The organism is Janibacter cremeus (assembly GCF_013409205.1).
GTDB classification, from domain to species: Bacteria; Actinomycetota; Actinomycetes; order Actinomycetales; family Dermatophilaceae; genus Janibacter; species Janibacter cremeus.
Window position 1 is genome coordinate 1,635,834 of the sequence record NZ_JACCAE010000001.1, and the last position, 12,019, is coordinate 1,647,852.

General features: G+C 71.3%; 13 protein-coding genes. 8 read left to right on the plus strand and 5 right to left on the minus strand.

Going from position 1 to position 12,019, the window contains the following annotated elements:
- Window positions 1-7: 7 nt before the first annotated feature.
- Window positions 8-475, plus strand: coding sequence for an aminoacyl-tRNA deacylase (locus tag BJY20_RS07715; protein WP_185990994.1), 468 nt, complete (start codon window positions 8-10; stop codon window positions 473-475).
- A 95-nt stretch (window positions 476-570) separates the two neighbouring features.
- On the opposite strand, the gene BJY20_RS07720 is transcribed toward BJY20_RS07715, so the two are convergent.
- Entirely contained in the window at window positions 571-1,329 is a 759-nt protein-coding gene (locus tag BJY20_RS07720) for an SDR family NAD(P)-dependent oxidoreductase (RefSeq protein ID WP_185990995.1), read from the minus strand.
- Between the two features lie 113 nt (window positions 1,330-1,442).
- Between BJY20_RS07720 and BJY20_RS07725 the strand changes: the two genes are divergently transcribed.
- Window positions 1,443-2,390: a methylenetetrahydrofolate reductase gene (locus tag BJY20_RS07725; protein ID WP_221935273.1), complete on the plus strand. Its 948-nt coding sequence runs from the start codon at window positions 1,443-1,445 to the stop codon at window positions 2,388-2,390.
- A 10-nt stretch (window positions 2,391-2,400) separates the two neighbouring features.
- Window positions 2,401-3,240 carry an SMP-30/gluconolactonase/LRE family protein gene (locus tag BJY20_RS07730; RefSeq protein ID WP_185990996.1) on the plus strand — a complete coding sequence of 280 codons (840 nt, stop codon included), beginning with the start codon at window positions 2,401-2,403 and terminating at the stop codon, window positions 3,238-3,240.
- 107 nt (window positions 3,241-3,347) lie between these two features.
- On the opposite strand, the gene BJY20_RS07735 is transcribed toward BJY20_RS07730, so the two are convergent.
- Window positions 3,348-4,832, minus strand: a complete 1,485-nt coding sequence (locus tag BJY20_RS07735) for a hypothetical protein (protein ID WP_185990997.1) — start codon at window positions 4,830-4,832, stop codon at window positions 3,348-3,350.
- A gap of 105 nt (window positions 4,833-4,937) precedes the next feature.
- On the opposite strand from BJY20_RS07735, the gene BJY20_RS07740 reads away from it, so the two are divergent.
- Window positions 4,938-5,918, plus strand: coding sequence for an ornithine cyclodeaminase family protein (locus BJY20_RS07740; RefSeq protein ID WP_185990998.1), 981 nt, complete (start codon window positions 4,938-4,940; stop codon window positions 5,916-5,918).
- Here the strand turns inward: BJY20_RS07740 and BJY20_RS07745 are convergent.
- A complete protein-coding gene (locus tag BJY20_RS07745) occupies window positions 5,893-6,870 on the minus strand; it encodes an NAD(P)H-dependent flavin oxidoreductase (RefSeq protein ID WP_185990999.1) in 978 nt (325 codons plus the stop codon). The genes BJY20_RS07740 and BJY20_RS07745 overlap by 26 nt on opposite strands.
- 39 nt (window positions 6,871-6,909) lie before the next feature.
- On the opposite strand from BJY20_RS07745, the gene BJY20_RS07750 reads away from it, so the two are divergent.
- From BJY20_RS07750 to BJY20_RS07765, 4 genes are read left to right on the plus strand one after another with little or no spacing between them, the layout of a single operon-like run.
- Window positions 6,910-7,566 (plus strand): peptidylprolyl isomerase, encoded by a 657-nt coding sequence (locus BJY20_RS07750; RefSeq protein WP_185991000.1) that lies wholly within the window; start codon window positions 6,910-6,912, stop codon window positions 7,564-7,566.
- Window positions 7,567-7,569: 3 nt separating this feature from the next.
- Window positions 7,570-7,905 carry an MGMT family protein gene (locus BJY20_RS07755; protein ID WP_185991001.1) on the plus strand — a complete coding sequence of 112 codons (336 nt, stop codon included), beginning with the start codon at window positions 7,570-7,572 and terminating at the stop codon, window positions 7,903-7,905.
- Between the two features lie 52 nt (window positions 7,906-7,957).
- The gene (locus BJY20_RS07760) at window positions 7,958-8,143 is read left to right on the plus strand and encodes a hypothetical protein (protein WP_185991002.1); all 186 of its coding nucleotides are present in this window, start codon (window positions 7,958-7,960) and stop codon (window positions 8,141-8,143) included.
- Between the two features lies 1 nt (window position 8,144).
- Window positions 8,145-9,620, plus strand: a complete 1,476-nt coding sequence (locus tag BJY20_RS07765) for a sodium:solute symporter family protein (RefSeq protein WP_185991003.1) — start codon at window positions 8,145-8,147, stop codon at window positions 9,618-9,620.
- 18 nt (window positions 9,621-9,638) lie between these two features.
- On the opposite strand, the gene BJY20_RS07770 is transcribed toward BJY20_RS07765, so the two are convergent.
- A complete protein-coding gene (locus tag BJY20_RS07770) occupies window positions 9,639-11,141 on the minus strand; it encodes a DHA2 family efflux MFS transporter permease subunit (protein WP_185991004.1) in 1,503 nt (500 codons plus the stop codon).
- 32 nt (window positions 11,142-11,173) lie between these two features.
- Window positions 11,174-12,016: an SCO6745 family protein gene (locus BJY20_RS07775; RefSeq protein ID WP_185991005.1), complete on the minus strand. Its 843-nt coding sequence runs from the start codon at window positions 12,014-12,016 to the stop codon at window positions 11,174-11,176.
- Window positions 12,017-12,019 lie beyond the last annotated feature (3 nt).

Below are 12,019 nucleotides of genomic sequence, written 5' to 3' on the forward strand. Positions count from 1 at the left end.
TCGATCCATGGACGGTGGCACCCGGGCCGCACAGGCCCTGACCGACAGCGGTATCGAGCACACGATCACCCGACACGGGCAGGTCGCCTCCCTCGAGGAGGCCGCGACGGCCCGCGGGGTGCAGCCGGCCGACATCATCAAGACCCTCGTCGTGCGACGCGGCGAGGGCGACTTCCTCTTCGTCCTCCTGCCGGGTGACCGGGCGATCTCCTGGCCGAAGCTGCGCGCCTTCCTCGCCGTCAACCGGATCTCGTTGCCGGGCAAGGACGTCGCCCGGGAGGTGACCGGCTATGCCAGGGGCACGATCACTCCCTTCGGATCACTGACGGCGCTCCCGGTCGTTGCGGACAACTCGATGGTGGGACGCACGGTCTCCATCGGGGCCGGCGAGCACGGGGTCGCGGCCACCCTCGACGCCGACGCGGCCATCGCCCACCTGGGCGCCCAGGTCGCGGACGTCACCGACCCGACCTGACCGGGTTGTGGACACCGGGCTCGGATATATCCGGGCCCGGTGTCCACAACCATGCCCACTGTCCACGTCTGCTCCCGGGACTTCGAACGGTCGGGTCAGCGCGGGGCCATCCGCAGCGCGCCGTCCATCCGCACGACCTCACCGTTGAGGTAGTCGTGGTCGATGAGCGAGAGCGCGAGCTGGGCGTACTCGTCCGGGCGGGCCAGGCGCTGCGGGAAGGGCACGCCCTTGGCCAGGCCCTCGCGGAACTCCTCGGAGACCGTCGCGAGCATCGGGGTCTCGACGATGCCGGGCGCGATCGTCAGCACGCGGATGCCGTGCTGGGCCAGATCACGCGCTGCGGGCAGGGTCAGGCCGATGATGCCGGCCTTGCTGGAGGCGTAGGCCGCCTGGCCGACCTGGCCCTCGTAACCCGCGATGGAGGCGGTGTTGATGATGACGCCGCGGGCGTCGTGCTCCAGCGGCTCGGTCTCGGCGATCTTCTCCGCCGCCAGGGTCAGCACGTTGAAGGAACCGGCGAGGTTGATCTGGAGGACCTTGGCGTAGAGGTCGAGGTCGTGCGGGCCCTTGCGGCTGAGGATGCGCATCGACGGACCGATGCCGGCACAGTTGACGACGGTGCGAAGGGGGACCCCGGCACCTGCCGCAGTCGCCACCGCCTCGCGGACCTGGTCGACATTCGTCACGTCGACCGCGACGTACTCGACACCGTCGACCTGCGCGGCCTTCTCGATCGAGTCCGGCAGGTCGAAGGCGAAGACGCTCGCCCCCTGCTCCGCGAGCGCCGCTGCGGTGGCTGCGCCCAGCCCGGAGGCGCCTCCGGTGACGATGGCGGCGGTGTCCTTGACCTGCATGTCCGTACTCCTCGTGTCGGTGCGGTGCGTTCTGTGTGAGCCTAACCGGGCTCGCAGCGTTGGTTGCGAGACGGCACGACGTCGGCGTCGCCACGGGGGTTAACGTGCCCCTCATGCAGGATCAGCCCCACGCCCTGACCTCGGCGGCCTTCCCCGCGCCGGCCCGCAACCCGCGTGAGGTCCTGCTCTTCGGCCTGACACCCCCGCGGATCGAGACCACGCCCGAGCGCGTCGCCGAGATCGCCGAGCGCACCCTGGCCCGGGTCGAGACCCTGCCGATCGACGCGCTGGTCATCTACGACATCACCGACGAGGCCGACCGCAACTCCCAGCCGCGGCCCTTCCCATTCGCCGAGATGCTCGACCCGGCGACCTACCTGTCGCAGGGCCTGACCCGCTGGGACAAGCCCGCCGTCGTCTACCGCTGTGTCGGCAAGTACGACCCCGAGGACCTGCGCAGCTGGCTGCAGTCGGCGCCCGACAACGTGATGACGGTCTTCGTCGGCTCCTCCAGCAGCGACGCCGAGGTCCGCACGAGCCTGCCGCAGGCCGTGGAGATCCACCACCAGGCCCGCCCCGAGCTGCCGCTGGGCTCGGTGACGATCCCCGAGCGGCACATCGGGCGCGGCGACGAGCACCAGCGGCTGCTGAGCAAGCAGCGCTCCGGGTCGCAGTTCTTCATCAGCCAGATCGTCTATGACATCGGCGCTGCGAAGAACCTCGCCTCTGACTACCGCTACGCCGCGCTCGAGAGCGGGGTCGACGTCGCCCCGCTCGTCTTCACCCTGTCCATGTGCGGCTCGGCGAAGACGCTCGCCTTCCTCCAGTGGCTCGGCGTGGAGGTCCCGTCCTGGGTGCGCAACGAGATCCTGCACGCGCAGGACCCGCTCGACTGGTCCCGCCAGCAGGCGGTGGGCGCCGCCCGCGAGCTCGCCGACTTCTGCCGCTACCTGGGCATCCCCTTCGGCTTCAACGTCGAGTCCGTCTCCAGCCGCAAGGTCGAGATCGAGGCGGCCGTCGCACTCACCCACGAGATCGCGGAGCTTCTCGAGCGGGACTAGCCTGACGAGCATGCGGGCCGAACGCCTCACCGATGCACTCGCCCACCACGCCGAGGGACCGTGCTGGTGGCCCGGCTGGGGCGGCCTGCGCTGGGTGGACATGACCGCCGGCGACGTCCTGGCCCTCCACGCGAGCGGCGAGGTGAGCCGGACCCACGTCGGCGACGTCGCGGCGATGATCAGACCCCGGTCCACCGGGGGCGCGGTCATCGCCCTCGAGCGGGGCCTGGCGTTCGCGGACGAGGACTGGCGGGTGGGCCCCCTTCCTGCGATGTGGACCACGGACACCGTCCGGATGAACGAGGGCGGCGTCGCCCCCGACGGCAGCCTCTACGTCGGCTCGATGGCGTACGACCAGGCGAAGGGCGCCGCCCGCCTCTACCGGGTCCACCCCGGCGGTGAGGTGGAGACCGCGCTGGAGTCGGTGACGGTCTCCAACGGCATCGACTTCTCCCCTGATTCCACCCGCGCGTACTACAACGACACCCCGACCGGGCGGATCGCGCTCTTCGACTTCTCGCCGGAGGACGGGTTGGCGCACGGCCGGGTGCTCGCCGAGGTGGACGGGCATCCCGATGGCCTCACCGTCGATGGAGAAGGGGGTGTGTGGACGGCGATCTTCGGCGGCAGCCGGGTCGAACGGTGGTCGCCGGACGGGACCCGCGACGCGGTGGTGGAGGTCGGGGCGCGGCAGGTGACGGCGTGCACCTTCGGCGGCGCGGACCTCGACGAGCTGTACATCACGACCTCCCGCGAGGGGCTGGACGAGGGCGAGGACCCTGCTGCCGGCTCGCTCTTCGTCGTGCGGCCGGGCGTGCGGGGGAAGGCGGTCACGCCCTTCGCGGGGTGAGGGATGCGCCGGTGCTCGTCGTGGACGTCGGGTGGCGTTGGGTCGAGGTACTCCCGCGCGTACCGGCGCGCACAATCACCTCGACCGGCCGAGAGGTGTGCCCCCGGTCAGCGTCCCCGCCGCCGCCTGAGCGACCCCGGCAGGCCCGCGGCCGCTGCCACGCCGAGCGCCGTCTTCGGCTCGTAGCCCACGCGCCACAGCCCGCCGTGGGCCGCGGCGTCGCTGAAGAGCTCCTCGGGGTGGGAGCGCTCCGGTCGCTGCCGTACGAGGTCACGCACGAGCAGCGCTGCCATCAGCGGGCGGACGCTCTCGGGTGCGAAGACCTCGACCCCGAAGTGGTGTGCGCCGCCGTACGCCGCGCCGAGCACCGGGTTCTTCGTCACCGACCTGGTCCACGTGGCGGGCGCGACGTTGAAGGAGACGCGTTGCCCCGCGCCCTCGGCGCTCACCCCGCGCCAGCGCTGCAGCCGTTTGGCGATCGCGTAGTTGGGGCCCTGCTGGGGCACGAGCACGTCAGCGATCCCCGGCTGCCCCTCGTGGGCGTCCCGGTAGGCGGGGGCGAAGAGCTTCCCACGCCCCAGGGCACGGACGGGCGCCTGCGCGGACTTCAGGGTGATGCCGCGGGCGGCCCAGCGCTCGCGGGCGGCCGCGACCACCTCCGGCGGCACCACGAAGGCATCGGTCGGGGTGGCCAGCCACGCCAGGGCGGTCTCGGCGTCGTCGGCGGTCAGCTCGTCCATGAGCAGGTCCATCGCGGCGCTGACGCGCACGTGCACCCCGGAGTCGGCGTAGGCGTGCATCCCCACGGCCAGGGGGTCGCCGCCTCTCGTGCGTCGGATCCACTCGAGCACCTGACCGGGCTGGTGGACGACGTCGGCGCCGGAGTCGCCGGACTCGTCGACGGGGAAGGTCAGCGTGCCCGCGCCGCGGGTGGCCAGGCCCTTCTTGTGTCGCCAGGCACGACTGCGCGGCAGGTCGATCGCCATCACGTCCGCGCCCCAGGACAGAAGCGTCTCCAGGGGTCCCATCTCCGCGCCGGCCCCGACGAGCAGCACTCGCCGGCCGGGCAGGGTGAGCCACTCCGGGTGGTCGATGACCTCGCCGATGGCCGCGGCGAAGGAGGGCTCGACGATCCCCCGGTCGACCCACGACGCGAGCTGTCCGCGCAGCTCCTCGCCCTCGAGCACGCGCCCGGCGAGCGGGACCCGCAGGGTTGTCTCCGGCTCGGCCGTGCCCTGCACGGTCTCGGTGCCGAAGGGGGCCGCACCAGCGGGCATCGGCAACATCGCCTCGTCGAGGGGGGCCTGGGCCCCCGAGTCGTCGACGAGCACCATCCGCCGGCGCATCGAGGCCAGCCCGTCGGCGGCGATGCGCGCGGCCCGGTCGGCCGACCCGGCGCTGGCCGCGGTCACGGCGTGCACGAGGTCGACGTAGTCCTTGCGCCACTCGCGGGCGCCGTCGATCCGCTGGGCCAGGGCCGCGTCGACGCCCCGCACGGAGTCGGCGAGGACGCCCCTCGTCGTGGTCGTCGTCGACCGACGCCCTTGGTCGTCGGCCGGGAAGTGGACACCCGGGGAGGTCTCGTCGCTCATGGGTCCATCCTTGTGGTGGTCATCACATCCGATCAAGTCACGCAACGACCGCGGCCCGCACTGCGGCACGAGGTCGTGCGACGCACACGTCAGCCAGGAGCACCAATGGACCCCAGCACCGACGCACCTCCCGCGCCCGACGGCGCCCTGCCCTGGCTCGGCGCCGACGAGATCCGCGCCCGTGTCACCCCGGACCGGGCCCGGGAGGTCGTGCACGACGTCCTGGCCGGGGGATTCGACCCGGCGGACGATCCGGCCCGATCCAACACCCCGGCCGGCTCGGGTCACCTGCTGATCATGCCGACGACAGTCGATGGCTGGGTCGGGATCAAGGTGGCCTCGGTGGCTCCCGACAACCCGGCCCGGGGGCTCCCCCGCATCCAGGCGACCTACCTGCTCCTGGACGCCGAGACGCTCACCCCGCGGATGATCCTGGACGGCTCCGTCCTCACCGAGCTGCGCACTCCCGCGATCTCCGCCGTGGCAGTGGACCAGCTGGCACGTGCGGATGCGCGGCACCTGCTCATCCTGGGGAGCGGCCCGCAGGCGCGGGGTCATGTCCGAGCGTTGGCGGGCGTGCGCGCCTTCGACCGCATCGCCGTCGCCGGGCGCTCCCCGGATCGGGCCGAGGCCACCGTGCGCACCCTCGTCGACGAGGGCATGCCCGCCGTCGTCTGCGACCTGGCGGAAGCCGGCGAGGCGGACGTCATCGTCTGCGCGACGAGCTCCGCGACCCCGCTCTTCGACGGGTCGCTGGTGCGCGACGACGCGTGCGTCGTGGCGATCGGGTCGCACGAACCGGACCGCCGCGAGCTGGACAGCGCCATGATGGGACGCGCCCAGGTGGTCGTCGAGGACCACCAGACCGCCATGCGCGAGTGCGGGGACGTGGTCCTTGCCGTGGACGAGGGCGCCCTGTCCCCGGACGACCTCGTCGGGCTCGCCGCCGTGGTGCGCGGCGAGGTGCCGGTGGCGCGGGATCGTCCGGTGGTCTTCAAGGGGGCCGGGATGGCCTGGCAGGACCTCGCCGTCGCGATCGCTGCCGTGGAGGGGGCCCGAGTCAGCCCCTCGGGGTCAGGGCCGTGACGACGCTCGCGGCGTCGGTCGGCGCGCTGAGGCGGTCGACGCCGACGCCGGCGTAGAGGGGCGTGTAGTCGGTGTCGCCCCGCTCCTTGCCTGCGGCGTGCTCGGCCCGGGCCGCGTCGGTCATCTCGTCCTCCCGGTCGGCCCACTGCTCGAGGAAGGGGGTCGTCACGGCCCGTCCGCCGAACTCGCGCGGCCAGGCCAGGTCCTGCGCGACGTCGTGGACCCGGGAGTAGCGGGTGGCCTGCGCCCGGCCGATCGCGGCCCGGGCCTCGGGGGTGTTCTCGCCCTCCCGGCAGGTGAGGAAGGCGGTACCGCACCACGCCCCGGCGGCTCCAGCCGTCATCACCCGGGAGACGTCGGCTGCGTCCGCGATGCCCCCGGCGGCGAGCACCGGAGCGTCGGTCTCATCGAGCGCGAGCGCGAGGATCTCCCCGGTGGCCATCTCGTTGCGGCCGTGTCCGCCCCCTTCGCCCCCACGGGCCACGATGACGTCCGCACCGGCCGCGGTGGCCGCGGCGACATCCGCCGCGTTGCCGACCTGGCAGGCCACGGCCAGCCCGGCCTCGCGCAGAGTCCGGATCGGCCCGGCGACGTCACCGAAGGAGACCGACACCAACGCCGGCCGGTCCTCGACGCCCAGCGCGAGGATCGCCTCGATCTGGGCGGGTAGCTGCGGCACCCAGGCCATCAACCCGATGCCGAAGGCGGTGCCCTGAGGTGCGACGGAGTGGGTCCCACGCTCCGCGTGGGCGCCTCGAAGGGGGGTGGCCCCCTCCCCCGCGATCGCGGCCTGCTCGCGGATCCAGTCGGGCGAGAAGCTGCCGCTGGTGCCGATCATCCCGAGCCCACCGGCGCTGGAGACCGCGTGGGCCAGACGCCCGCCGGCGACGCCGGCCATGGGGGCCAGCACGATCGGGGTGGTGATGCCGAAGGTGTCGGTGAGGGCGCTCATGCCCCCATGATGCGCCAAGGCGCCTCCTACACTCACCCCATGACCCCTCGCGTGCTCCCCCTCGTTGCTGCTGCCTCCCTCGCCCTCGCCGGGTGCGGGGGGTCCGGGTCCGAGGACGCCGGTGGGAGCGGGGGCGGTGACGCTGCCACGCAGTGCCCGCCGGCCGACGGGAGCGCCGAGCGGGTCACGCAGTTCGAGCAGGCGCCACCGATGTGCATCGACGAGTCGAAGGACTACACGGCGACCCTGACGACGGACGTCGGCGACGTCGAGCTCGACCTGCTCACGGACAAGGCGCCGAAGACGGTCAACAACTTCGTCGTCCTGGCGCGGTACCACTTCTACGACGGGCTGGCCTTCCACCGGGTCATCCAGGGCTTCATGGCCCAGGGCGGCGACCCGTCCGGGGACGGCAGCGGCGGCCCGGGCTACCAGTTCGACGACGAGCTCCCCGAGGCCGGCGAGTACGAGGTCGGGTCGGTCGCGATGGCCAACGCCGGGTCCGACACCAACGGCTCCCAGTTCTTCATCATCACCGGCAAGGCGGGCGTCGAACTACCGCCGAAGTACAGCCTCTTCGGCCAGGTCACCGACGGGATGGACGTCGTCGAGACGATCGAGGCAGACGGGTCGCAGGGCGAGGGCTCTCCGGCGAGCGTGCACACCATCGAGAGCGTGACGATCAGTCAGGAGTGAGCCGTGGACGAGGTCCTGGTGGAGAAGGTGCTGCGGGCGGTCGAGCTCGTGCCGTCCGGGCGCGTCATCTCCTACGGGGACATCGCGGCCCTCGTCGGCACGGGACCGCGCCACGTCGGCACCATCCTGCGGCTCTACGGCGCCAACGTCACGTGGTGGCGGGTGGTCAACGCCTCCGGTGACGCGCCGAAGCACAAGCGGCAGACGGTCTTCGAGCACTGGCGGGAGGAGGGGATTCCGATCAAACCCAACGGACTCGGCTGCCGGATCGCCGAGCAGCGCGTCGACCTCGAGGAGATCGCCCGCGCCCACACCACCGCTGTGGCGGACCTGCGCTGAGCACGCCGGGCGGGACCCCATTCGCACTCGACCAAGGGAGGATTCGTCCGTGATGGACCGCACCCGCACCCGCTGGTGGCTTGCCGTGCCACTCGTGGTGATCCTGATGAGCTTCGTGCTGCCGTACACCGTCTTCACCGACCTGGACGTCTGGTACGCCAGCTTCCTCTTCTGGACGGTCGCCACCGCAGTCGTCATCGGCGTCAACGCCATCATCAGCTCCCGCTGGGAGGACTGAGATGGAGGCCAGCTGGATCTGGATCGGTATCGCGATCTACGTCGCGATCGCACTCGTCACCGCCTTCCTCTCCAGAGAGGGCACCTCGAAGAGCATGTCCGACTACTTTCTCGGAAACCGTCGGATGGGTGGCTTCGTCTCGGCGATGAGCTACAGCGCCACGACGTACAGCGCCTTCATGCTCGTCGGACTCGCGGGGCTGACCTACTCGGGCGGAGTGGGCGCTCTCGGGTTCGAGCTGATCTACCTGTGCGGCGTGACCCTCGTCGTGGTCTTCGGCCCACGATTTTGGCTGGTGGGGCAGAAGTACGGGTACGTCACCCCCTCGGAGATGCTCGGGCACCGGTACGACAGCCGGCCCGTCGCCGTGGTCACCGCGCTGACCAGCTGTGTGTTCCTGATCCCGTACGCCGCGGTGCAGCTGGCAGGTGTCGGCTACCTGGTCAGTGGCATGAGTGACGGCGCAGTCAGCTTCACGGCGGGCACGATCCTGGCCACCGTGATGGCCATCGTGTTCTCGCTGGTCGCCGGGCTGCGTTCGGTCGCCTGGACCGACTCCCTGCAGGCGATCATGATGATCATCAGCGCCACCCTGGTCGTCGTCTTCGTCATCTACCGACTCGGCGGCGCCGGCGACTTCTTCAGCTCGCTCAGCACCGACCACAGCGGGGCGCTCTCCGTCCCGGGCAACGGGTTCTTCACCTTCAGCGTCTTCCTCGGCCTGACCCTCCCCTGGATCTTCTTCAGCATCTCCAACCCCCAGGTGAGCCAGCGTCTCTACACACCGCGTTCGATGCGCGACCTGCGAACGATGCTCCTGGGATTCATGGTGTTCGGCTTCATCTACACCCTGGTGTCGGTCGTCTGGGGCTTTGCGGCACTGCAGCGCTTCCCCGACCTGGCCACGGGCGACCTGGCGACCCCGATGCTGCTCGCCTCCGATCTGGTCCCCACGGTCTTGGGTGTCATCGTGATGATCGGCATCATCGCGGCAGCCGTCTCCACCATCGACTCGATCATGCTCACCCTTTCCTCGATGGTCACGCGTGACGTCTACCGGGTCGTCAAGGCCGACTCCACGGAACGTCAGCAGCTCGTCGTGGGCAAGTTCATCCTGCCGATCATCGCCCTGCTGGCCTTCGGGTTCGCCCAGCTCGAGATCAACCTGATCGCAGTGCTGTCCGTCTCCGCGTCCGCAGGCCTGCTGGTCCTGGTTCCACCCATCGTCGGCGCCTTCTTCTGGAAGCGGGGAACCGCTCCGGGCGTCATCTGCGCCACCGTCGTGGCCGGTGGAGTCGTGCTCGTCCTCGAGCTGACCTCCACCCGGTTGCTGGGTCAGGGCAGCGGTGTGTGGGGTCTGCTCCTCTCGCTCGCGCTCTTCATCGGAGTGAGTCTGGCGACACCGGCGCCACAGGCTCGGGCTGCCGACTTCCTGGGGCACGTCACGGACAGCCTGCGCAAGCACAAGGCCGTTTAGCCCGCTGCCGCCCGGACGTCACCCCCGGCGGCCCGGGCGGGAGTGCCGCATCTGTTCGAGCCCGATCGCGGACAGGGCCCCGACCACCAGCACCCCCGCCGGAAGCAGCATCGACTCGGCGAAGGCAGCCGACAGGGACTCGGCGACCTGTGGCGGCAACTCTGCCGCCCCCTTCGCGACCATGCCCTCCGCTCCGCCGGCGAACTGCTGCGCGGCACCCGTCCCCATGTGCGCGGCGATCCGGGCGGACATCATGGCCGCGATGGCCGCCGAGCCGATGACGGCACCCACCTGACGGGTGGCGTTGTAGACCCCTGATCCGGCGCCGGCCTGGTGCAACGGCAGGTTGCGGTTGGCGGTCGTGGCGAGCGGGCCCCAGACGAATGCGCCGGTGATCCCGATGAAGGTCACTGTGACGAGGACCGCCCACAGCGGAGAGTGCGGAGTCATCAGTGCGGCGAGCACGAAGAGGGTGACCGCGAACCCGCCGAGCCCGATGGTGGGCAGAACCCGCGGGTGGATCCGGTCGACGAGGTGTCCGACCCAGCGCGCCAGCAGGACGGCGGCGATGCCCTGCGGGGCGATGATGAACGCCGCCCCGGTGGGCGAGAAGCCACGCACCGTCTGCAGCCACACGAGCAGCGGGAACATCATCGCGGTGACGGCCAGGCTCATCATCGTGATGGCGACGTTGGCCAGCGAGAAGTTGCGGTCCCGGAAGAGGCCGAGCGGCACGAGCGGTTCCTTCGGCCCGCGCGCCTGCCACGCGATGAAGGCGACGAGCACGAGGAGCCCGGCAGCGATCAGCATCGGCACGGTGACCGGTCCGACGATCCGTCCCCAGTCGTGGCCCTCGCCCTCCTGCAGGCCGAAGATCACCAGGAAGAGACCGACCGCGGAGAGCACGACCCCGACCCAGTCCATCGCGTGCGCGTGGGTGCGCAGCGACGGCACGAGCCGCACCGCCATGACCATGCCGATGAGGCCGACGGGGACGTTGATGAAGAAGATCCACTCCCAGCCGAAGGCGTCCAGGAGCAGCCCGCCGAGCAACGGCCCCACGAGGAAGGCGACGCCCGCGGTGGCACCCCACAGGGCCATGGCCGACCCCCTCCGCTGAGGTGGGAAGGTCCGGGTGATCACGGCCATCGTCTGCGGGGTCATCAGCGATGCGCCCAGGCCCTGCACGACACGGGCGGCGACGAGCCAGTGGATCGTCGGGCTGAAGCCGCAGGCGAGCGAGGCGAGGGTGAAGATCGTCAGGCCGACGAGATAGATCCGCTTGGGGCCGTAGCGATCCCCGAAGCGTCCGGTGATCAGCAGCGGCACCGCGTAGGCCAGCAGGTAGGCGCTCGTCACCCACAGGACCGGCTCGATCCCCGCGTCGAAGGACTCCATCAGTGCCGGCGTCGCGATCGAGACGATCGACACGTCGACGAGGATCATGAAGAAGCCGATGACCAGCGCCCACAGCGCCGGCCACGGGTTGTCGGGGAAGTCGTTCCCCTGCGTGACGGTCATGGGGCTCGACGCTACGCCCGCCCGATCACCCGTCAGGCGAACACCCCCTGCGGGAAGGCGCCGTTGTCCCGGGCCTGACGCGCCCAGGGCCGGCCCAGCTCCGCCAGTCGGGTGGCGCCCTCCTCGCCGAGCGAGCCCCACGGCTGCGCGGCCATCCGATCGGTGGCCGCCTCCACCCGCCGACGAAGGGAGTGGCCCTCGTCGGTGAGTCCGCCCTGCGGAGTCATCAGGCGCCGCTCGACGAGTGCGGCCCGAGTGGCCTGCCACTCCTCCTCGCTCCATCCGCGGGTCTTCTGCGCGGCCGTCACGGTGAAGCCGCGGCCCGTGGCGGTGTGCGTCACCAGGGCCTCGAGGGCGGAGAGTCCCTCGCCCAGCAGGGCCGCGATGTGTCCGTCCCCGCGGTGCTCACGCAGGATCGTCAGGGCGTGGAAGAGCACGAGGTGCGCCTCCTTCGGCCACGGCAGGTCCGCGTGGGCGGCCGAGAGCGGTCGACCGGCCACCGAGCAGGCCTGTGCCGCAGCGCGGGCCAGCTCGGCCGCCTCGGCGACGTCGTCCGGGTCGAGGTCGGGCAGGAGGCGCTGCCATGCCCGGGAGATGCCGCGGTAGCGGGCCGCCGTGACCTCCTGTGGCGAGGCCAGCTCCCAGACACCGGCCACGTGGTGCGCGACGAGTGAGGGGTTGAAGACGAAGAACGTCGCGGCCACGGTTCCCGGCGAGGCGGCACCCAACGGAGCCGAGCGGGAGGCGAAGTAGCACTGTCTGCCCTTCGTCAGGCCGACCTGCGTGAGCTCCTCCTGCACCTCGGGGGCGAAGTAGCCGAAGGCATGGAGGGTCTCCAGGGAGCGGGCGATGCGACCTGCGGCGTGGGGGTCCATGCC